Origin of the sequence: Sphingomonas sp. Leaf38, from assembly GCF_001421825.1 — a bacterium.
Taxonomy (GTDB): Bacteria; Pseudomonadota; Alphaproteobacteria; order Sphingomonadales; family Sphingomonadaceae; genus Sphingomonas.
On record NZ_LMLD01000009.1, the window covers coordinates 144,917 to 166,803 of the forward strand.

Consider the following 21,887-nt stretch of genomic DNA (forward strand, 5'->3'; position numbering starts at 1 on the left):
GTGGCGACTGAGCCTGCCCACCTCGTTCACGGCATGGGCACCGCGATGGAGGCGCCGACCTGGCCCGCGATCACCGCGGAGGAAGCCGCGGCGGTGATCGCACGTTTTCCGTCGGCGGGGCGGATGACCGGCCAGCACTGGCATTCCCCGCGGCCATTCTCCGCCGCGACGCTGGTACACACGACGCAGGGCGCGTTCCTGCTGAAACGCCATTCGCGCGGTGTTCGCACGACCGAGGGGCTCGCCGAGGAACATGCGTTCATCGCGCACCTTGCCGGCGCAGGCCTGGCGGTGCCCGAGGTGATGGTAACCGCGGACGGCGCGACGGCGGTGGCGAGCGTCGCATGGTCGTACGAACTGCACCGTGCGGCACCAGGCGCGGACCTGTACCGCGACAGCCTGTCGTGGACGCCGTTCGCGTCGCACGCGCATGCGCATGCCGCTGGGGTGGCGCTTGCGACGCTGCACGAGGCAGCACGCAGTTTCTCCGCACCGGCGCGTCGCGCTCAGCCGCTGGTGGCCAGCTTTACCATCCTCCCCGCCGCCGACCCGGTGGCCGCGGCCGAAACCTATGTCGCTGCACGCCCTGCTCTGGCGGCGTTTCTCGCACCGCGTCCTTGGCGACGCGAACTCGCCCGGCTGTTCGCCGCCTTGGGGCAGGGGCTCGCCCCGTTGCTCGCCGGGCAGGTCTCGCTGTGGACTCACAACGACTGGCATCCGTCCAACCTGCTCTGGGGGCGGGACGGCCGTGTCGAGACCGTGTTCGACTTTGGGCTCGCCGACCGCACCTGCGCGGTCCATGACATCGCTACCGCAATCGAGCGCACGGCTCTTCACTGGCTCGATCTGGGGCAGGGGACGGACGACATTGCCGATCCCGACGCGGCGCTGGCGCTGCTTGCCGGCTATGCCACGGTCGTACCGCTCGACGGTGAAGATATCGCGGCAATCATCCGCCTCCTGCCGCTGGTCCACATAGAGTTCGCTCTGTCGGAGATCGATTATTTTACGGCGGTGGTCGAAGACGAGGACTCGGCCGCGCTCGCCTGGGACGGCTATCTGATCGGCCATGCCGCGTGGTTCCTGTCCGATCCGGGCCAAGGGCTTATCCGTGCGATCGAAGCTGGGGCTGCCTCGCGATGACCGCGTTCGAGATCATCGCGGTCGCCGTCAGCGTTGCCGGCATCTGGCTGACAGCCACCCGTCGGATGCTGTGCTGGCCGGTCAACCTCATCGCCTGCGCGCTCTATTTTAAGCTGTTCCTCGAAGTCCGGCTCTACGCCGACATGGTGCTGCAGGCGCTGTTCGGATGCGCGATCCTGTACGGCTGGGCCGCCTGGCGCCGTGGCAAGGACGACGCTGGTGACGTCGTCGTCGCCCCACTACGTCCTGGGGACGCGCTCGCAGGTCTCGTCGCCGGCGCGCTTGGTGCGGTTGCGATCGGCTCGTTCACGAGCCGCTACACCAATGCCGCGCTTCCGTGGATGGACGCCGGGCTCAGTAGCTTCAGCCTTGTCGCCCAATATTGGACCGCACGCCGCTACACCGCCAATTGGCTGCTCTGGATCGCCGTCGACATCCTCTATGTCGGGATGTTCATCGTCAAAGGCCTGATGCTGACCGCAGGGCTGTACGCGGCGATGATCGGGCTCGCCGTGATCGGCTACCGCCGGTGGCGCAGCGCCGCGCGGTCCGCGTCAGCCTGATCTTGCATCGAAGCCCACGCAGTCGGCTCACCGGCGCTTCAGGCCGCCGAACAGGATCTCGTCGCGGCTCAGGCGCCACTCTACGTTATTGGCACAGCCGTCGGCCAGTATCGACACGGTCGTTCACGGCCTCCCCACGGAGGGGGGATTGGATCGCGCCTTTCCCACCAAGTGATCCTGACCCCTGGCGTTGGTCATTCCCAAATACCCCGGCAATGCCGGCCGATGCGAAATCTGCGTAGTTCCCGAGGGTCTCCGCACGGCGACGCAGCCCGTAGACCGTTTTGGCAATGGCGCAGCGAGCTACCGAGCGATCGCAATTCGAGAGTCCGCTGTAACGCACGCCGACGGAGATCTTGCGATGACGGTCACGGACCATGTTTCGACAGGCGGCAGGCATGCGGTGATCCTGTGCCATCCCGACTCGTCTAGCTTCAATCATGCCATCGCGGACGCCTATTGCGACGCCGTCCGCGCGACAGGGCAGGCGGTCGTGCTGCGCGATCTCTATGCGATCGGGTTCGATCCGGTCCTGAAGGCAGAAGAGCGACCGACCCGCATCGCAGCCTCATACGGCCAAGATGTGCTCGACGAGATCGAGCGTATCAGGGGCTGCGAGGTGTTCGTGCTGATCTATCCGATCTGGTTCGGGACCCCGCCGGCGATGCTCAAGGGCTATGTTGAACGCGTGTTCGGTGCAGGCGTGCAGCCCGACGCGGTGCAAGGGCGCGTCCGTACCGATCTTCTCGGTCGCAAGCGGCTGCTCAGTTTCTCAACCTCCGCCGCGAGCAAGGTCTGGCTAGACGAGCAAGGGCAGGGCCAGGGTCTCAACAGCGTGTTCGATCAGTATCTGGTCCATGCGTTCGGAATGCGATCGCAGGAGCATCGGCGCTTTGCGCATATCGTGCCGGGGCTGAGCGCGCGCTTCGCCGATCAGTATCTGCGCGAGGTGGCGGTACAGGCGCGGCGGACCTGCGCGCAGATCGCGTTCGGCGACGAGGCACTGCTGGCCGACCCCGCCATCGTCACCCGGATGGCGGGGTGAATCCTCCGCATCTTCAAGGACAATCCATGACCCATATGATGCACGCCGCCGTCGTCGAGGCGTTCGGCAAACCGTTGACCCTGCGCGAGTGGCCAATGCCGACCGCGGGGCCCGGGCAGATCCTCGTCAAGACCGAGGCGTGCGGGGTGTGTCACACCGACCTGCACGCCGCACGCGGCGACTGGCCGGTCAAACCGGTGCCGCCGTTCATTCCCGGCCATGAGGGGATCGGGATCGTCGTCGAGGTCGGCGCGGGCGTGACCACCGTCAAGCTCGGCGATCGGGTCGGTGTGCCGTGGCTCTATTCCGCCTGCGGTCACTGCGAATACTGCTTGTCCGCCTGGGAGACGGTGTGCGCCGAGGCGCAATTCGGCGGTTATACGCGCAATGGCGGGTTTGCGGAATATATCCTCGCGGACCCGAATTACGTCGCGCACATCCCCGTAGGCCTGTCCGCGGTCGAGGCGGCGCCGATCATCTGTGCGGGGATCACCACGTATAAGGGCATCAAGGAGACCGCGGCACGGCCGGGCGAGTGGATCGCGATCTCAGGCGTCGGCGGGCTAGGGCATCTGGCGGTGCAATATGCCAAGGCGATGGGGTTGCGGGTCGCCGCGGTCGATGTCGACGCGGGCAAGCTCGCGCATGCCGAGGCGCTGGGCGCGGACCTGATGGTCGACGCGCGACAGTCCGTTGCGATCGCGGCGCTGAAGGACGGCACCGGCGGCGGCGCGCACGGCGTCCTGATCACCGCGCCGTCGCTGACCGCGTTCAACCAGGGCGTGGCGATGACGCGCCGGCGTGGGACGTGCGTGCTCGTCGGCTTGCCGCCAGGCGACTTCCCGCTGCCGCTGTTCGACGTGGTGGCGAACTGCATCACCGTGCGCGGCTCGTTCGTCGGCACGCGCAAGGACATGGCCGAGGCGCTCGCCTTTGCCGCCGACGGCAAGGTCAAGGCGGATATCGAGGTGCAGCCGCTGTCGGCGATCAACGCCGTCTTCGACCGGCTCGAACACGGCCAAGTCGCGTCGCGCGTTGTCCTCGATTTCGGGAGCCAGACATGAGCGATCTGGCGACCCATTCGTCGGTCCCGGCACCGACCAGGGCTCACCCGCTTTCGCCCGACATGCTGCGCCGGATGGACGCCTATTGGCGCGCCGCGAACTATCTGTCGGTCGGGCAGATCTATCTGCGCGACAATGCGCTGCTCGAACGGCCGCTGACGATCGCCGACGTCAAGCCGCGGCTGCTCGGCCATTGGGGGACGACGCCGGGGCTGAATTTCCTCTACGTCCATCTCAACCGGCTGATCGTCGAGCATGACCTCGACATGATCAACATCATCGGGCCGGGGCATGGCGGCCCCGGGCTGGTCGCGAACACCTATCTGGAGGGCTCGTACACCGAACGCTATCCGGCGATCGAGCGGAGCCGCAGCGGCATGCACCGGTTGTTCCGGCAATTCTCGTGGCCGGGCGGGATCCCGAGCCATGTCGCACCCGAGACGCCGGGATCGATCCATGAGGGCGGCGAGCTCGGCTATTCGCTGGCGCATGCCTATGGCGCGGCGTTCGACAATCCGGACCTGCTGGTCGCGTGCGTGGTCGGCGACGGCGAGGCGGAGACGGGCGCGCTAGCGGCGAGCTGGCACTCGAACAAGTTCCTGAACCCCGCGCGCGACGGCGCGGTGCTGCCGATTCTGCACCTCAACGGCTTCAAGATCGCCAACCCGACGATCCTGGCGCGGATCGACGGGCATGAGCTCGACGCGTTGCTGCGCGGCTATGGGCATGAGCCCTATTATGTCGGGGGTAGCGATCCCGCCGCCGTCCACCAGCAGCTCGCCGCGGCGCTCGACAAGGCGCTGGCGCGGATCCAGGCGATCCAGGCCGCGGCGCGCGTGCCGGGCGCGACGCCGGCGCGGCCGCGCTGGCCGATGATCGTGTTCCGCACGCCCAAGGGGTGGACCGGGCCGAAGATCGTCGACGGCAAGCCGGTCGAGGGCACATGGCGCGCGCACCAGGTGCCGATCGCGGATTTCAAGGATCCCGAGCATCTGCGCCAGCTCGAGGAGTGGATGCGCAGCTATCGCCCCGAGGAGCTGTTCGACGCGTCGGGCAAGTTCCTCGCAGAGTATGCGTCGCTCGCGCCGACCGGGCATCGGCGGATGGGATCGAACCCGCATGCCAATGGCGGCGAGCTGATGGTGCCGCTGTCACTGCCCGATTTCCGGGCGTATGCGGTGCCGGTCGAGGCACCGGGCCAGGTGAAGGCCGAGGCGACGCGCGTGCTCGGCCGCTATCTGCGCGACGTGATGAAGCTCAACCTGGCGACGGTGAATTTTCGCCTCTTCGGTCCGGACGAGACCGCGTCGAACCGGCTCGCCGACGTGTACGACGTGTCGGGCAAGGTCTGGGTGGCGGAGGTCGAGCCGGTCGACGAGCATCTCGGCCCCGATGGCCGGGTGATGGAGGTGCTGAGCGAGCATCTGTGCCAGGGCTGGCTCGAGGGATATCTGCTGACCGGGCGGCACGGGCTGTTCTCGTGTTACGAGGCGTTCGTCCACATCGTCGATTCGATGGTCAACCAGCATGCGAAATGGCTGAAGGTCACGCGCGGCATCCCGTGGCGGCGGCCGATCGCGTCGCTCAACTATCTGCTGACCTCGCATGTCTGGCGGCAGGATCATAACGGGCTGTCGCACCAGGATCCGGGGTTCATCGATCATGTCGCGAACAAGACCGCCGACGTCGCGCGGATCTATCTGCCGCCAGATGCGAACTGCCTGTTGTCGGTCGGCGATCACTGCCTGCGCAGCCGCGGCTATGTGAACGTGATCGTCGCGGGCAAGCAGCCCGAATGGCAATGGCTCGGGATCGACGCGGCTGTCCGACACTGCACCGCGGGCGCGGGGATCTGGGACTGGGCGGGCGACGATGCCGACCCCGACGTGGTGATGGCCTGTGCGGGCGACGTGCCGACGCTCGAGACGCTGGCGGCGGTGACGATGCTGCGGGCCTATGTGCCGGACATCCGGATTCGGGTGGTGAACGTCGTCGACCTGATGGTGCTGCAACCGCGATCCGAGCATACGCACGGGCTCGACGCGCGCGAGTTCGATGCGCTGTTCACGACCGACAAGCCGGTGATCTTCGCGTTCCACGGCTATCCGGCGATGATCCACAAGCTGACCTATCGACGCACCAACCATGCGAACATCCATGTCCGCGGCTATAAGGAGATGGGCACGACGACGACGCCGTTCGACATGGTCGTGCTGAACGATCTCGATCGCTACCGGTTGGCGCTCGACGCGATCGAGCGGATTCCGCGGCTGCGCGATCATGTTCCGCGCGAGACCGCGCGCTATTGGACGACGATGGAGCGGCACAAGCTGCATATCGCCGAAGAGGGCGACGATCTGCCGGAGGTGCGTGACTGGCAATGGTCGCGCTAGTGGCGGGCGCGGTCGTTCTGGCGCTCAACAGCGGGTCGTCGTCGCTGAAATATGGGCTGTACGCGGTCGACGAGGCGGCAGTCCTGCTGGTTGGCGGGACGATCGAGACGACCGACGACCATGGCCATGTCTTCGACGCGATCGAGAAGACGGTACAGGGGTGGCCGGCACCGACGGTAATCGGCCACCGGATCGTCCATGGCGGGCCGCACCGCGACGCGCATTGCCGGATCGACGATGCGGTGATGGCGGATCTGGCGACGGCGTGCGCGTTCGCGCCGTTGCACGGGCCAGCGTCGCTCGCGCTGATCCGCGCGGCGCCGGCGCGCTATCCGGGGGTGCCGCAGGTCGCGTGTTTCGATACCGCGTTCCATGCGGGGATGCCCGATATCGCCACGACGCTGCCGATCCCGCGCGCCTACCAGGCGAGCGGGATCCGTCGCTACGGCTTCCACGGGCTGTCGTGCGAGTCGATCGTGAGTCAGCTGGGCAGTGACCTGCCCGCGCGGCTGGTGATCGCGCATCTCGGCAATGGCGCCAGCGTGACGGCGGTGCGCGATGGCCGGTCGATCGACACCAGCATGGGGCTGACCCCGGCCGGCGGCGTGATGATGGCGACGCGGACGGGCGATCTCGATCCGGGCGTGCTGCTGCACCTGTTGCGCGAGACGGGGCTGGACGCACCTTCGCTGGCGACGCTGGTCGATCATGCATCGGGCATGGCCGGGATTTCAGGTGTGTCGGGGGACATGCGAATTCTGCGCGCCGCCGCGACCGATGAGGCCGACCTCGCGATCCGCATGTTCGAGCGATCGGTGTGCAAGCAGGTCGCAGCGATGATCGCCTCGCTCGGGGGTGCGGACATGCTCGTGCTGACCGGCGGAATCGGCGAGCATGACGCGCCGACGGCGCGCGCGATCCGGGCGGGGCTGGTATGGGTGCCGGGGTTGGACATCCGGATACTGCCCTCGCAGGAGGATGTGCAGATCGCGCGTCACGCCGCCACGCTCGCCTGACGCAACGCGGGGATTACGTGTTTTCCGATGCCCGACTCCGTGGCCGGCTCGCGATATTGTCTTGATGTGGATCAGCTCTCCAGACCCCGCATCGTGCGGCAGCGGGCGCGGACCAGCGGGGAATTTGCGATGAACGCCGTCCAGACCGAGATGCTCTATGTCCAGCGCCGCCTCGCTGCCACGCGCGCGATGGCCGATGCGGCGGCAGGGCCGTGCGCGCGCGCCGCACACGAAACGCTCGCGCGGTTGTACGCCGCTCGTCTCAGCGCACTCGCCGCTGCGGTGCCATGCCTGATCGCCGAGCCGGCGGTCGCGCGCCCGCGCCGCGCGGTCTTGCCGGTCTTGGCACCGGCGTTGCGACGCGGGGCGCCGCGGCCTCGTTTGACGCTGAAGCTCGCCAGCTGATCTAGCCTCCGGGCCTGCGACCCGCGAGCGATCCGGCGATTGCGGTGAGGAGGGGGGCGTCGCCCGCGGCGCGGTCGAGCAGGCGGTCGCCATTGCGTTCGGCCGCGTGGACCAGCGCGGGCGCGGGGGCGGTGCCGAGCAGGATCGCGCCGCCACGCCACCCCGATCGTCGCATCGCGTGGAGCGTGTCCATGCCACTGCCGCCGATATCGACGACTATGCAGGCGACCGCGCGCGAGCGGGGATCGGCGAGCAGCGCCGCGCCGGTCGCGTAGGAGCGCACGTCATAGCGTTCGGAGAGCAGCATGATCTGGCGTGCGCGGCGGAGCGCGGGATCGCCATCGACCAGCGAAACGGCGATGCCGTCATGCGGCGGGGTTGGATGGTGGATCATCAGGCGTCCTTGTCGGACCCTGGATGCCATGCGTGTCCGCAGTCGTCTGTACGTAGTAGGCGAGGGTCTCAGCCCGGGTCGACAGGGTCGTCGCCCAACCCCGCCGCAAACGCTATGCGGAGGACGTCCGACAGGCTGCGTGCGGCCAGCTTGTCCATCAGGTTGGCGCGGTGGACTTCGACCGTGCGCGTGGCGATGTCGAGGTCGAACGCGATCAGCTTGTTCGGACGGCCGAGCATCATGCCGTCGAGCACGTCGCGTTCGCGCGGGGTGAGCGCGGCGAGCCTGATGCGCGCCTCGACCGCGGCGAGCTGCTCCCGGTTCGTCCGTGCGGCGTGTGCGAGCGCGGTCTCGATCGCGGCGAGCAAGGCGGTGCGTTCGAACGGCTTTTCAAGAAACTCGATCGCGCCTGCCTTGATCGCGCGGACCGCCAGCGTGACGTCGCCGTGCCCGGTCAGCATGATCACCGGCAGCGTGATGCCCGACTGGGCGAGCCGCGCCTGGACCTCCAGTCCGTCGAGATCGGGCATTCGGACGTCGAGCAGCACGCAACCACGAGTCTCGCGCGTGACCGCCTTCAGGAACGGCGTGCCGGCGGGATAGGTGCGGACCGCGTAGCCGCCCTTGCGGAGGAGGAAGCCGATCGACTGGCGGATCGCCTCGTCGTCGTCGACGATATGGACGATGCGGGTCGGATCAGTCACCGGTGTAGGCCTCCGTCGGCTGTCTCAGAGGCGTCCGCGCGGGCGGCGAGCGGCACGGTGAAGTGGAAGGCTGTGCCACCGGTGGCGATGCCCTCTGCCCAGATCCGTCCGCCATGCGCCTCGACGATCGTCCGGCAGATCGAAAGGCCGAGCCCCATGCCGTCCTCCTTGGTGGTCGCGAACGCCTCGAACAGGCGGGCGCGCACCGTGGCGTCGATCCCGGTGCCGGTGTCGCCGACGGTGATCTGCATGCAGCCGTCGCGTTCGGGCGCGGTGGCGATCGTCAGCACTTTGTCGGGCGAGGCCGCCATCGACTGGATCGCGTTGCGGATCAGGTTGACGAGTACCTGCTGGATCTGGATGCGATCGACCAGCACCATCGCGCCGCCCGGTGCGACGTGGGTGGCGACGGCGATCCCCGCCTCGCGCGCGCCGAGCAGGCCGAGGCTGGTGGCCTCCTCGACGAGCAGGTCGAGCCGTTCGTCGCGGAACCCGGTATCGCCGCCGTCGACGAACGCGCGAACCCGCCGGACGATCGCCCCCGCCCGCAACGATTGCGCCGCCGCCAGCTCCAGCGCCTCGGCGACGTCGGAAAGCAACGGGGCCAGTACCGCGTCGGGGCTGTCACCGATCATCGCGCGTGCCGCCTCCAGATAATTGGCGATCGCGGTCAGCGGCTGGTTGATCTCGTGCGCCAGCGTCGAGGCCATCGTGCCCATCGCGCTGACGCGCGAGACATGGACGAGCTCGGACTGAAGCTCCTTCAGGCGGCGTTCGGTCGCGCGGCGGTTGGTCAGATCGCGGATGAACCCGGTGAAGATCCGTTCGCCGGCGATTGACGCCTCGCCGACCGCGAGCTCGATCGGGAAGGTCTCGCCGCCCTTGCGCATCGCGCGCTCGAGACGGACGTTGCCGATCACGTGGCGCTCGCCCGTCTCGCGGTAGGTGCGCAGATGCTGGTCGTGATCGCGCGCCTCGGTCTGCGGCATCAGCATCGCGACGTTCTGGCCGATGACGTCGCTCGCCGCATAGCCGAAGACGAGTTCGGCCGCCGCGCTGAACGACGAGACGATGCCGTTTTCGTTCATCACGATCATCGCATCGGGGACGGTGTTCAGGATCGAGCGGAGATGATGTTCGCGCCGCACGATCGCGGCCTCGGCGGCCTTGTCCTGCGTGATGTCGCGGATGACCTTGCCGAACCCACGCAGCGCGCCCGCGTCGTCGTGGAGCGCGGTGATCGTGACGTGCGCGAGGAATTCGGAGCCGTCCTTGCGAACCCGCCAGCTCTCCTCCTCGATCCGTCCGCAGGCGTGCGCGCGCGCGAGGTCGGCGTGCGGCCTGCCTGCGGCGATATCGTCGGCGGGATAGAAGATTGAAAAGTCGCGGCCGATGATCTCCGCCTCAGCCCAGCCCTTGATCCGCTCGGCGCCGCGGTTCCAGATCGTCACGCGGCCCCGCGGATCGAGCATGTAGATCGCATAGGTCGTGGCGCCATCGATCAGCAGACCGAGCTCCTCCGCCAGCGTCGCATCGCCGCCCGCGACGGACCCGGGCGTGTTGTGGCCGTGCGGAGATTGGCCCTGCGGAGATTGCGACGCGATCATGCGGGCGGTACGATTGCTCGTGGCGCGATGCGGCAATTCATTGAGCGATGGGCCTTGTTCGGCGAACGGTTCCGATCCGCCAGGAGTCGAGGTATCGACAGCCGACATCGCAACATGACCCATGCTAGGCGGTTTAGCCACTATACGCCAATACTCCTTCGATCGCCGTTATCGCGAACAATATTGTTCCGCCAATCCCTAGTCTTGGGTTTATTACTGCAAGAGTTCCCATATACTTGTGGATTGCGCGGCGTGCCATCGCTTAATGCGACAACAAAGTGCAGCACCGGCTGTGCAGCAACAGGTCTCGCGTCATGCCGCCGAATGCCCATTCGCGGATCCGGCTGTGACCGTAGGCGCCGGCGACGACGAGGTCCGCCTCGACCTCGTCGGCGAGGGCTGCGAGCGTGTCGATGCTGGTACCCTTCATCCGAGCGACGACCTTGTCCGCATCGACGCCGTGGCGCGCGAGCCAAGCCGCGGCATCGTCGATCGGTGTGCGCGCGTCGATCGGGTCGATCGCGACCTCGGCGATGACGACGCGGTCGGCGGTGCGGAGCATCGGCAGCGCATCGCTGATCGCGCGGCGGCATTCGCGCGTGTCAGTCCACGCGACCATGACGGTCGAGAAGGTCGCTGTGGCGGGACCGTCAGGAACGACGAGCACCGGGCGGCCGGCGCGCAGAATCAGGTCGCCGGTGTCGGCATGCGTCGCGAGGTCGGTCAAACCAGGCCCTGCGCTTGTGATGATCAGATCGGCGGCGCGCGCCTGCTGTGCGACGACGTGCGCGATGTTGGCCAGCGTCGGGATCGATCGCCATTCGAGACTGTGCCGCGCGAGGCGTTTGTGCGCGTGGAATTCGGTCTTGGCGCGGGCGAGTTCGTCGGCGACGATCTCCCGCTCGATCACCGCATATTCGCCGCCGAGATAGCCGTCGCACGTCGCGATCGGGATCGGCCGGCACGCCGCGATCCCGATCACCGCGGCGTCATACTGGTCGGCGAGCGTGGCCGCGACATCGAGCAGCGCGGCATTGGGGCGGCCACCATCGAGGTGCACCATCAGGGTCGAATAGGTCATGCGTGCTCTCCCTCCTTGCCGCGTTGTCGGCGTGGGGGAGGGCGAACAAAAGTATCGGGAATTACGCAATGTCGGGACCTGCGTAGTTCCCGAGACTGTCGGCGGACGGCCGCGTCGATAGGATTGCGCGCATCGGTACGGGACCGCCTGCGCCGCGATTTTGGGAGAGTGTCATGTCGCACGACGCAAGACTGCAAAAGGCCGTGCTCGCCGAACTCAACTGGGATCCCAGCGTCCCCGCCGGGCATATCGGCGTGACCGCGAACAACGGCGTCGTCACGCTGAGCGGCCATGCGGGCAGCTATGCGGCCAAATATGCCGCCGAACGCGCCGCGGCGCGCGTCGACGGCGTCAAGGCGGTGGTCGAAGCCATCGAGGTGCAACTAGAGGACCGCTTCAAGCGCGGCGACGAGGCGATCGCCAGCGCAATCGTGGAGCGGCTGTCCTGGGATACGACGATCCCGCACGACAGCGTGAAGGCGCAGGTCGAGGATGGCTGGGTGAGCCTGCGCGGCGAGGTACGCTGGCATTTCGAGCGGGATGCGGCCGAGGCGGCGGTGCGGCCGCTGGCGGGCGTGGTCGGCGTGATCAACCACATCACGCTCAAACCGCGCGTCGACGTGACCGATGTCAGCAACGATATCCGGACCGCGCTGCACCGCTCGTGGTTCTTCGACGGCGACACGATCAAGGTGTCGGTGGATGGGGGCACGGTGCGGCTGACGGGGTCGGTCGATTCGCCGCACGACCGGATGGTCGCCGAGCGCACCGCCTGGGCCGCGCCGGGTGCGGTGAAGGTCGAGAACATGCTTGAGATTGTCTGAGGTTAGGCGCTGTCGTCGGACCACGAACGTCATGTCGTCGACCGGTTCGGTTGGTGGCGCGCGACGCGTCGTGGGGGAGTCTCGACTCAATCCGAGCGACTAGTAGCCAGCTCTTTCGATGGCGAACGTCGATCATCCGATGCGAACGTGAAGCAACTCGCTTCGCCCGGCCTTTCAAAACGCCAGACGAGATGGTCGGGGAGACAGGATTCGAACCTGCGACCCCCTGGTCCCAAACCAGGTGCGCTACCAGCCTGCGCCACTCCCCGACTGTGACGGCCCTTAGCCTCAGCCTTCGCAGTATGGCAAGCGGCTTCGTATCCCGCGGGACGAAAGACGCTGCCGGGGGCAGCGGGGAGCGCGCGGTACGGTCGTGCGTGCGGCGGGTGCGACGATGCGAGGTTCCGATCGCGGCGCGGCTGTGGCAGAGCCTTCGCATGGGTGGGACATCGAAAACCGCGCGGTTGCGCAATCTCGTGATCGGCGTCGTCGCCATGCTGGCCGGCAGTGGTCCGGCAGCGGCGCAGGACGATGCCGGATTTCAGGCCTATATGGTCGCACTTCGGCAACAGGCGCTTGCCGAAGGCGTCAGCACGCGGACGGTGAATGCGGTGTTTCCTGGCCTGACGCTGAACCAGCGGGTCATCGATCTCGACCGGCAGCAACCGGGTGCAGCCAATCCGAGCGCGGTACCGGCGTTCGCGCCGTATCGCTCGCAGCATGTCGATGCGGCAAGGATTGCGCGCGGTCGCCAGACCTATCAGGCGCAGCGTTATCGTCTGCAGCGGATCGAGCAGCAGACCGGCGTGCCTGAATCGATCATGGTCGCGATCTGGGGGCATGAAACGAATTACGGTAGCTATACCGGCAATTTCGATCTCCTACGGTCGCTCGCCAGCCTCGCCTATGAGGGGCGTCGTCGATCGCTGTTCGCGGGCGAGTTCATCGCCGGGCTTAAGATGCTCGATCGCGGCGTGACGCGCGAGCAGCTCAAGGGAAGCTGGGCAGGCGCGACCGGCAATCCGCAGTTCCTGCCGTCGATCTATCTGCGTCTCGCGCGGGACGGCGATGGCGACGGGCGCGCGGATATCTGGAAAAGTGCGGCCGATACGCTGGCGTCGATCGGCAATTACTTCGTCGATGCCGGCTGGCGCGCGGGGCAGCCCTGGGGCGTTGCGGTCAACGTACCCGCAGCATTCGACCGGTCGCAGGTCCGCAACCGGCTCGTATCGCCCCGTTGCCCGCGCGTTTTCGAACGGCATAGCGGCTGGCGCACGATCGCCGAATGGCGTGCGCTCGGCATCACGCCGCAAGGGCGCAGCCTGCCCGCGGACAGCGTGATGGCGACGCTGCTCGAGCCGGACGGGCAGGGGGCGACCGCGTATCTGCTGACGAGCAACTACCGCGTGATCCTCGATTATAACTGTTCGAACTTCTACGCGCTGTCGGTCGGGCTGCTGGCGGACGCGGTCGAGCGTTAGGCGGAATTTACGCGCAACGCGGGCGTGACGCGGTCGCGCCGCGGGGCTATGACCTGCATCACATCCTGCCCACGGATCGAGTTCCCTTTTGCTCACGGAATACCCCATGAAGAAGCTGATCGTCGCACCGCTCGTCGCCCTCGCGCTGGCGCATCCATCCATCGCCGCTGCGCCGCAATTCCAGACCGCGGCGCCGATCGCGTATATGGAGGATCTGTCGTCGGGCGCGGTGCTGTTCGCGCGCGATGCCGATCGCCGCATGCCGCCGGCGTCGCTCGCCAAGATGATGACGGTCTATGTCGCGTTCGACATGGTCAAGAAGGGCGAGCTGAAACTCGACCAGATGATGCCGGTGCGGCCCGAGACCTGGGCAAAATGGCATGGTCCGTCAGCGGGTTCGACGATGTTCCTGTCGTCTGGTGAGAATGTCAGCGTCGCCAATCTGCTGTACGGCATCGTCACGCTGTCGGGCAACGACGCCTGCATCGTGCTCGCCGAGGGCATTTCGGGGTCGGAGCAGGCCTTTACCGAACGGATGAACCGCAAGGCGGCCGAACTGGGCCTGAAGGATAGCCATTTCGGCACCGCGAACGGGTGGCCCGACAACGGCGTGACCTATGTCACAGCGCACGATCTTGCCAAGCTCGCGGCGGCGACGATCACCAACTATCCTGACCTGTACAAGCAGTTCTACTCGAAGCGCGACTTCACCTGGGGCAAGACGATGGGTGGCAGCGCGATCACCCAGGCGAACCGCGATCCGATCCTCGGTCGCGTCGCGGGCGCCGATGGCCTGAAGACCGGTCACACCGAGGAGGCGGGCTATGGCTTCACCGGCTCGGCGGTGCAGAACGGCCGTCGCCTCGTGATGGTGGTCGCCGGCCTGACCAGCTCGGGTCAGCGCGCCGAGGAATCGGTCCGCTTCATGGAATGGGGCTTCCGCGCCTGGCAGTCCAAGCCGATCGTCGCCAAGGGCAAGATGGTCGAGACCGCCGCTGTCCAGCTCGGCGATTCGTCGTCGGTCGGGCTCGTCGCGCCCAAGGCGCTGACCGTGACGCTGCCCGCCGGCACCTCGCCGACGATGACCGCCAAGGTCGTCTATAACGGCCCGATCAAGGCACCGATCAAGGCGGGGCAGCATGTCGCCGATCTCGTCGTCACCATCTCCGACGGTCTTCAGCAGACGATGCCGCTGGTTGCCGAAAAGGACGTCGCCGAGGCCGGCTTTTTCGGCCGCGCATGGGCAGGGCTGACCGGCTTTTTCGGCTGATGACGCCGGCGCCGATGGCGGTGCAGGCATGACGCCGATCATCGGCAACACCGCTGCGCAGGCTGCTTTTCTGGCGGCGATGCGCGGCGGGTCGCTGCATCACGCGTGGCTGATCGCGGGGCCGCAGGGCGTCGGCAAGGCGAGTTTCGCGCGCGCCGCGGCGATGCGGATGCTGGCGGATGCGGCCGAACCCGATGGCGGGTCGGCCGGGTGGGAGGTTCCGGAAGGAAACCGGACGCGGTCGCTGATGGAGGCGGGCTCGCACCCCGATTTCCGCGTACTCGCGCGATTACCGAAAGATCCGGAAAAGCCTGACCAGGATCTGGCGCGCAGTATCACGATCGCGCAGGTACGCACGCTGCAACCGCTGTTCGCGACCACGCCGTCGATGAGCGCGCGGCGCGTCGTGGTGATCGATGCGATCGATGATCTGGAGCGGGGCGGGGCCAACGCGCTGCTCAAGAACCTCGAAGAACCGCCGGCAGGAACGATCTTCCTGCTCGTCAGCCACGCGCCGGGGCGGTTGCTGCCAACGATCCGTTCGCGCTGTCGTCTGCTGCGGTTCGAGGCGCTCACCGACGGCGATGTCGCGACCGCGATCCGGACGCTGCAGCCCGACGCTGGCGAGGACGAGGTCGCCGCGCTGGTCCGCGCGAGCGACGGCGCGCCCGGCCGCGCGCTGCGCTATGCCGGGCTCGACATCGCCGCGATCGACGATGCCATCGCCGCGATCGCACAGGACGGCGACCGCGATAACGGACGCCGGTTGAAGCTCGCCAAGGCGCTGGGGCTCAAGGCGGCGCAACCGCGCTACGAGGCATTTCTCGACCGCGCGCCCGCGTTTATCGCCGACGCGGCACGGACCCGGTCGGGGCCGGCGCTGCGCGCCGCGCTCGATGCGCACGCCGCTGCGCGCGAGTTGGCGGGGGCTGCGATCGGCCTGTCGCTCGACGCGCAGGCGACCGTGTTCGAGATGGCGGGGATCGTCGCGACATTACGCCAGTGAGCGCCTGCACAGGCTTCACCTGATCGGGCCGATGCTCTAGGAGCGCGGCATGGCCGACCCTTTCTATATCACCACCGCAATCCACTATCCCAACGGCCGTCCGCATATCGGCCACGCGTACGAGATGGTCGCCGCGGATGCGATCGCGCGCTTCCAGCGTCAGGCCGGGTGCGACGTGCTGTTCCAGACCGGCACCGACGAGCATGGCCTCAAGATGGTCCAGACCGCGCGCGAGCGCGATATCCCGGTGCGCGACCTTGCTAACGAAATGTCGTCCTATTTCCATGAGATGGCGGATCGTTTTGGCATCTCGTACGACCGTTTCATCCGCACCGTCGACGAGGATCACTACGCCGCGAGCGCCGCGATCTGGCAGGCGATGGCGGACGCCGGCGACCTGTATCTTGATCGGTACGAAGGCTGGTATTCGGTCCGCGACGAGGCGTTCTACGACGAATCCGAACTGACCGGGGAGGGCGATGATCGCCGCTCGCCGCAGGGTACGCCTGTCGAATGGACCGCCGAGGAGACCTGGTTCTTCCGCCTGTCGAAATATCAGCAGCCGTTGCTCGACCTCTTCGCCGCCAACCCCGATTTCATCCGCCCCGAGAGCCGTCGCAACGAGGTGATGCGCTTCGTCGAGGGCGGGCTGAAGGATCTGTCGGTCTCACGCACCAGCTTCGACTGGGGCGTGCCGGTGCCCGGCAGCCCGGGACACGTCATGTATGTCTGGGTCGATGCGCTCACCAACTATCTGACCGGGATCGGTTATCCCGACATGACCGGCGACAAGGCGAAATACTGGCCGGCGGATATCCATCTGATCGGCAAGGACATCGTCCGCTTTCACGCGGTCTACTGGCCGGCGTTCCTGCTGTCGGCAGGGATTCCCTTGCCGAAAAGCGTGTTCGGCCATGGCTTCCTGCTGACGCGTGGCGAGAAGATGTCGAAATCGGTCGGTAACGTCGTCGACCCGATGGCGCTGGCGGATGCGTTCGGCGTCGACGCGCTGCGCTATTTCTTCCTCCGCGAGGTCAGCTTCGGCCAGGACGGCAGCTATTCGCCCGAGGCGATCGTGATGCGGGTAAATGCCGAGCTGGCGAACAGCTTCGGCAACCTCGCGCAGCGGACGTTGTCGTTTATCGCCAAGAACCTGAGCGGTGAGTTTCCCACGGCTGGTGATGCTCAGGACGCCGACGGGATGCTGATCGAAGAGGTCGTCGTCGCCTGCGCCGGGTTGAAGTCGGGCTTCACCGATCTCGCGCTGTCGCAAGGCATCGAGGCGTGGATGCGCGGCGTGTTCGCGTGCAACCAGTATATCGACGCGCAGGCCCCCTGGGCGTTGCGCAAGACCGATCCCGAGCGGATGCACGCGGTGCTCCGCACGCTGGTTCGCGCGATCCGCATGCTGGCGATCGCGATCCTGCCGGTCGTGCCGGAGTCCGCGGGCAAGGTCCTCGATCAGATCGGCGCGACCGAGCGCGACCATGCGGCGATCGACGATGACGGCTGGTACGACCGGACTGCGGCATCGGGCTTCCGGATCGCCCCCCCATCGCCCGTATTTCCCCGTCTCGAAATGCCCGCGGAGGCCTGATGCTCGCCGACAGCCATTGCCATCTGAACTACAAGGGCCTTGTCGAGGACCAGCAGGCGGTACTCGAGCGCGCCCGGGCGCGTGGTGTGACCGCGATGCTCAACATCTCGACGCGCGAGAGCGAGTGGGACGATATCGTCGCGACCGCCGAACGTGAGCCAGACGTCTGGGCGACGATCGGCATCCACCCGAACGAGGCCGACACCTATCCCGACGTCGACGCGGCCAAACTGATCGCGCGCGCACGACATCCGCGCGTGGTCGGTCTCGGCGAGAGTGGCCTCGACTATTTCCGCGATACCTCGGACCGCGCACGCCAGCAGGCAAGCTTCCGTGCGCACATCGCGGCGTCGCGCGAGACCGGGTTGCCGATCGTCGTCCACACGCGCGATGCCGAGGACGATACCGCGGCGATCATGGCCGAAGAAATGGGGAAGGGGGCCTATCCCGGCGTCATCCACTGCTTCACGGCGAGTGGAGCTTTCGCCAACAAGGCGTTGGATATGGGGCTTTATATCTCGATATCGGGGATCGTGACGTTCAAGAACGCGCGCGACCTCCAGGAGACCGCGGCGCGCCTGCCGATCAACCGCCTGCTGATCGAGACCGATGCGCCGTTCCTCGCGCCGGTACCGCATCGTGGCAAGACGGGCGAACCTGGCTTCGTCGCCGACACCGCCAAGTTTCTCGCCGACCTGCGCGGGGAGAATGTCGAGGATTTGTCGCGTCGTACCGCGGAGAACTTCCACACGCTGTTCGCCAAGACGAGGGTGTCCGGGGCGGTCGTATGAAGATCACGATTCTCGGCTCCGGCACATCCTCCGGCGTGCCGAGGATCGGCAATGATTGGGGCGACTGCGACCCGGGCGAGCCGCGCAACCGTCGCACGCGCGCCTCCGCGCTGGTCGAGCATGACGGCACGCGGATCCTGATCGACACCAGCCCTGACATGCGCGAGCAGTTGCTCGCGGCGGATATCGACCGGGTCGATGCGGTGATCTGGACGCACGACCATGCCGATCATTGCCACGGCATCGACGATCTGCGGCAACTATATCACGCAACGGGAACGCCGGTGCGTGGGTACGCGCGCCCCGCGACGCTGGCGGCGCTGGACGCGCGTTTCGCCTATGCCTTTAACGGCCGGGCAGGGTATCCGCCAACGATCGCCGGGGAGCCCTTGCCCGATCGACTAACGATTGGCGGGATCGATATTCGTGTCACCGACCAGCCGCATGGCAACACGCAGGCAGCCGGACTGCGGTTCGAGGCGGATGGCCGTTCAATCGGATACGCGACCGATTTCAACATGATGACCGATGATATGGCTATTCTGTATGAAGGCTTGGACGTCTGGGTCGTCGATGCGTTGCGCCGGCGACCGCATCCGACCCATATGGAATTGCCGGCCGTCCTCGCCTGGGTCGATCGCCTGGCGCCCAAACGCGCCGCGCTGATCCACATGGACCAGAGCATGGACTATGCCTCTCTCTGCGCAGAGCTGCCGGCGCGGGTCGAACCCGGTTATGACGGACTGGTGCTCACCGCCTGAGGCTTGACGGTGAGCCCCAGCGGTGCGTCAGAAACCCTTTTTCAGCGAGACGAAGAACTGCCGTGGTGCGCCAGCGAGCAGCGTCTGGTTGTCACCGCTGGCGGTGAAGCCGTTCGAGCCGATCGTCGCAATATATTTCTTGTCGGTCAGGTTGGTGACGCTGCCCTCGATCGCGACGCCGTGCAGTGCGCCTTCGCCGTCGAACCGGTAGCCGATGCTGGCGTCGACCAGCACGCGGCTCGGCACCGACTGGTCGTTGCGATAGGTGAAGTAGCGCTTGCTCATGTAATCCGCCCCGACCCGGCCGGTGAAGCCGGACTGTTCGAGCACGATCTCACCCTTGACCATGTGCGTGGGCGTATCGACCACGGTGTCGCCCCTGCGGACCTGGACCAATCCAGAGGCGTCGGTGACCGTGTCCTGATATTCGGCGTTGGTGTAGGAATAGCTGGCGAACAGCGAAAGTGGCCGGAACACGCGGTAGTTGGCCGAGACTTCGGCGCCGTAGGTCCGCACGCTGCCGGCATTGTTGAGCGTCGGCGCATTGCCGAGGATGCCGACGCCGTTCGCGAAGGCGAGCAGTCGGTTCGAGAAGTCGACATAATAGCCGACCGCCGAGGCCTGGAACGGTCCGCTATGCAGGCGTACGCCGCCCTCCGCGGTCTTCGAACGCTCGGGTTTTAGGCGGCCGCGAACCGCGTTGAAGCCGGCCTGGGTCGCCGCGAACGGCCCGGTCGTTGCCGACGAGACGAAGGCGCGCATGTTCTCGGTATAGTCCGCAAAGATTTCCGCTGCGGGAGTCAGCTTGAACAGGATGCCCGCCTGTGGCTGGAACCAGTCCTTTGCTGAGATGCGGCCGACGGATAGCGGCGCGGTCGTATCGGGCAGCATCGTCGCACTGTTGACGACATACGCCCCCTTCCACCCGGCGTTGACGATCAGCCGATCACCCGCCAGCTTCAGCGTATCCTCGACATGATACTGCATCGTGTCAGTGCCGTACTTGCCGTCCCACTGCGTTGCATAGGCGTTCTTCTGGAACTTCAGCACGTCGCGGTTGGGCGCGGCGCTGTCCGTCATCCCGTAGAAGCGACGTGCCTGCGTGAAGGTGTTGGTTTCGAGCCAGCCACCCACCTCGAAGGTGTTCGCGCCCGTCTCATAGGCGATGTTGCTGAGCGCACCACCGCGCTTGATGCTATATTCGGTCGTCCGGAAGCCAAGCGGGCTCGCTGCCGTGATCGCACTGCCATCCTGGTCCAGCGCCCCTACCGGCGTCGGCGAATAGGGCGTGATCCATGACCCTTGGCCCTTGTTGTCATGATAATAGCCGGTCGTGACCATCGTCAATTCGGGCGTGAGGTTGGCGTTCAGCGTGACCCCGCCAAGATAGTCGCGGCGCACTCCACCGGCATCGAAATACGCATCGTCGACCGTACCGAACCCCGTTGGAAAGGTCGTGCCGATGCCCGCCCACGGTGCGGCGAAACCGACCGACGAGCCGTTGTTGGCCCTGGTGTAGGTCGCCAGCGCGCCCTGGTTCTGGTAGGTCTTCGCGATCTGCAGTGCGAGCGGATAATTGGCAGCGATATTGTCGTTGCGCAGCCCGCGACGACGGATGATGTCGTAGCTGAGATCCTGGTAGTCCTGCTCGCGACGATCGGAGAAATTGAGGAAAGCCGACAGGCTGCCGAACGCACCAAGGTCCTTGACGATCTTCCCGTTCGCCTGATGCTGACGCTGGACGCCGTCGCCCTTCCATTTGTCGGTCGTCAGGTAGCCATAGCTGAGATAGCCCTTGAGGCCGCCGCCGAGATCGCCGCTGTCGAGCCGGGCATAGCCGCGATAGGTATTGTCCGACCCATAGGTGCCGCCGCCGGTGACGTTCGCGGTGTCGCGCGGCTTGTCGCTGAAGAACTGGATCGTGCCGCCGAGATTGCTGGTCGAGGCGGTGCCGAGGGCGCCGGCCCCCTGCGCGACTTCGGTACGGGCGACGTTCTCGGAGATGATCGCGCGGCTGATGTGGAGGCCGTTGACGTTGCCATAGCTCATGTCGCCGAGCGGGACGCCGTCGAGCGTGAAGCCGAGCTGGTTCTGGTTGAACCCGCGCAACGAAATGCGGACCGCCCATTCATAGGCGCCGAACGGATCGGACGCCTGGAAATTGACGCCGGGTAGCTTCTCGATCGCCTTTAACGGGCTGGAACCGGGGGTGAGCCGTGCGAGATCGACCGCGCTGACGCTCTGCACCTGACGGCTCTGGCCGAAGCCAAGCACGACGATGTCAGCAGGGCTATCCGGCGACGCATCGGCGCCACCGCCTGGCAAAGGCTGGTCCGCCTGCGCGACCGAAGCAGACGTGTCCGGGGCGGTCTGTGCGACGGCGGGTGCGGCGATCGCGAGCACGGCGACACTGGCGAAAAGGCCGGATAGACGGTTCATGTTGGTCCCCCGCGCTGCCATGACGCAACGCTCTCAGAGCCCCATCGGCGCGCCAGGTTACCAGGCAGCGACGTTTCAATGACGGTTCGATGTCGATCAGTTAATTCCGGGCCGGTCCCTTTCGCCAGGCGGATTTGGCGGCTCCGGCGTGTCCGTTCCGCAACACCGGACATGGCGCCAGCAAAGCTGCGCGCCTTGAGGCAGGTCGGTTCTGGGCCGGCACGGAACCGATTGCGTCGGCGACGCTTTGCATTGGTCAATACCGCATGGGCCCGACGACGCACAGTCGCGGAAGTTTCGACG

At 66.6% G+C, this 21,887-nt stretch carries 19 protein-coding genes and 1 tRNA gene; 14 read left to right on the plus strand and 6 right to left on the minus strand.

Annotation, left to right across the window (positions count from 1 at the left end; genetic code table 11):
* The 7 genes from ASE88_RS02985 (at position 1) to ASE88_RS03015 (ending at position 7,629) form a co-directional block, all read left to right on the plus strand.
* Positions 1 to 1,143: a phosphotransferase enzyme family protein gene (locus ASE88_RS02985; protein WP_082463255.1), complete on the plus strand. Its 1,143-nt coding sequence runs from the start codon at positions 1 to 3 to the stop codon at positions 1,141 to 1,143.
* A complete protein-coding gene (pnuC, locus tag ASE88_RS02990) occupies positions 1,140 to 1,706 on the plus strand; it encodes a nicotinamide riboside transporter PnuC (protein ID WP_055875850.1) in 567 nt (188 codons plus the stop codon). The genes ASE88_RS02985 and pnuC overlap by 4 nt, the downstream gene beginning before the upstream one ends.
* Before the next feature lie 361 nt (positions 1,707 to 2,067).
* Positions 2,068 to 2,751 carry an NAD(P)H-dependent oxidoreductase gene (locus tag ASE88_RS02995; protein WP_056475285.1) on the plus strand — a complete coding sequence of 228 codons (684 nt, stop codon included), beginning with the start codon at positions 2,068 to 2,070 and terminating at the stop codon, positions 2,749 to 2,751.
* Between the two features lie 26 nt (positions 2,752 to 2,777).
* On the plus strand, positions 2,778 to 3,815 hold the full coding sequence (gene adhP / locus ASE88_RS03000) for an alcohol dehydrogenase AdhP (protein WP_056475289.1): 1,038 nt from the start codon (positions 2,778 to 2,780) through the stop codon (positions 3,813 to 3,815).
* Positions 3,812 to 6,208, plus strand: coding sequence for a phosphoketolase (locus ASE88_RS03005; protein WP_056475292.1), 2,397 nt, complete (start codon positions 3,812 to 3,814; stop codon positions 6,206 to 6,208). The genes adhP and ASE88_RS03005 overlap by 4 nt, the downstream gene beginning before the upstream one ends.
* Positions 6,196 to 7,224 carry an acetate/propionate family kinase gene (locus tag ASE88_RS03010; protein ID WP_056475295.1) on the plus strand — a complete coding sequence of 343 codons (1,029 nt, stop codon included), beginning with the start codon at positions 6,196 to 6,198 and terminating at the stop codon, positions 7,222 to 7,224. Before ASE88_RS03005 ends, ASE88_RS03010 begins: the two co-directional genes overlap by 13 nt.
* Positions 7,225 to 7,353: 129 nt before the next feature.
* Complete coding sequence (locus ASE88_RS03015; RefSeq protein WP_056475299.1) at positions 7,354 to 7,629, plus strand: hypothetical protein; 276 nt, start codon at positions 7,354 to 7,356, stop codon at positions 7,627 to 7,629.
* Position 7,630: 1 nt separating this feature from the next.
* Here ASE88_RS03015 and ASE88_RS03020 read toward each other — a convergent pair whose 3' ends face one another.
* The 4 genes from ASE88_RS03020 to ASE88_RS03035 form a co-directional block, all read right to left on the minus strand.
* Positions 7,631 to 8,023, minus strand: a complete 393-nt coding sequence (locus ASE88_RS03020) for a hypothetical protein (RefSeq protein ID WP_056475303.1) — start codon at positions 8,021 to 8,023, stop codon at positions 7,631 to 7,633.
* Positions 8,024 to 8,091: 68 nt separating this feature from the next.
* Positions 8,092 to 8,727 (minus strand): response regulator transcription factor, encoded by a 636-nt coding sequence (locus ASE88_RS03025; protein WP_056475308.1) that lies wholly within the window; start codon positions 8,725 to 8,727, stop codon positions 8,092 to 8,094.
* Positions 8,724 to 10,370 (minus strand): PAS domain S-box protein, encoded by a 1,647-nt coding sequence (locus ASE88_RS03030; protein ID WP_235527780.1) that lies wholly within the window; start codon positions 10,368 to 10,370, stop codon positions 8,724 to 8,726. Before ASE88_RS03030 ends, ASE88_RS03025 begins: the two co-directional genes overlap by 4 nt.
* A gap of 226 nt (positions 10,371 to 10,596) precedes the next feature.
* Positions 10,597 to 11,415 (minus strand): universal stress protein, encoded by an 819-nt coding sequence (locus tag ASE88_RS03035; protein WP_055875873.1) that lies wholly within the window; start codon positions 11,413 to 11,415, stop codon positions 10,597 to 10,599.
* A gap of 173 nt (positions 11,416 to 11,588) precedes the next feature.
* Between ASE88_RS03035 and ASE88_RS03040 the strand changes: the two genes are divergently transcribed.
* Positions 11,589 to 12,239 carry a BON domain-containing protein gene (locus tag ASE88_RS03040; RefSeq protein WP_056475309.1) on the plus strand — a complete coding sequence of 217 codons (651 nt, stop codon included), beginning with the start codon at positions 11,589 to 11,591 and terminating at the stop codon, positions 12,237 to 12,239.
* Between the two features lie 192 nt (positions 12,240 to 12,431).
* On the opposite strand, the gene ASE88_RS03045 is transcribed toward ASE88_RS03040, so the two are convergent.
* A tRNA-Pro gene (locus ASE88_RS03045) sits at positions 12,432 to 12,508 on the minus strand.
* A gap of 168 nt (positions 12,509 to 12,676) precedes the next feature.
* Here ASE88_RS03045 and ASE88_RS03050 point away from each other — a divergent pair.
* The 6 genes from ASE88_RS03050 (at position 12,677) to ASE88_RS03075 (ending at position 19,145) form a co-directional block, all read left to right on the plus strand.
* Entirely contained in the window at positions 12,677 to 13,720 is a 1,044-nt protein-coding gene (locus tag ASE88_RS03050) for a lytic transglycosylase domain-containing protein (RefSeq protein WP_056475312.1), read from the plus strand.
* Positions 13,721 to 13,826: 106 nt separating this feature from the next.
* Positions 13,827 to 14,990 (plus strand): D-alanyl-D-alanine carboxypeptidase family protein, encoded by a 1,164-nt coding sequence (locus ASE88_RS03055; protein ID WP_056475315.1) that lies wholly within the window; start codon positions 13,827 to 13,829, stop codon positions 14,988 to 14,990.
* Positions 14,991 to 15,018: 28 nt separating this feature from the next.
* On the plus strand, positions 15,019 to 15,996 hold the full coding sequence (locus ASE88_RS03060) for an AAA family ATPase (RefSeq protein WP_056475317.1): 978 nt from the start codon (positions 15,019 to 15,021) through the stop codon (positions 15,994 to 15,996).
* A gap of 49 nt (positions 15,997 to 16,045) precedes the next feature.
* Positions 16,046 to 17,593: a methionine--tRNA ligase gene (metG, locus tag ASE88_RS03065; protein ID WP_056475320.1), complete on the plus strand. Its 1,548-nt coding sequence runs from the start codon at positions 16,046 to 16,048 to the stop codon at positions 17,591 to 17,593.
* Positions 17,593 to 18,384: a TatD family hydrolase gene (locus ASE88_RS03070; protein ID WP_055875890.1), complete on the plus strand. Its 792-nt coding sequence runs from the start codon at positions 17,593 to 17,595 to the stop codon at positions 18,382 to 18,384. The genes metG and ASE88_RS03070 overlap by 1 nt, the downstream gene beginning before the upstream one ends.
* On the plus strand, positions 18,381 to 19,145 hold the full coding sequence (locus ASE88_RS03075) for an MBL fold metallo-hydrolase (RefSeq protein ID WP_056475323.1): 765 nt from the start codon (positions 18,381 to 18,383) through the stop codon (positions 19,143 to 19,145). Before ASE88_RS03070 ends, ASE88_RS03075 begins: the two co-directional genes overlap by 4 nt.
* Before the next feature lie 27 nt (positions 19,146 to 19,172).
* Here ASE88_RS03075 and ASE88_RS03080 read toward each other — a convergent pair whose 3' ends face one another.
* Positions 19,173 to 21,584, minus strand: a complete 2,412-nt coding sequence (locus ASE88_RS03080; protein ID WP_200910135.1) for a TonB-dependent receptor — start codon at positions 21,582 to 21,584, stop codon at positions 19,173 to 19,175.
* Positions 21,585 to 21,887 lie beyond the last annotated feature (303 nt).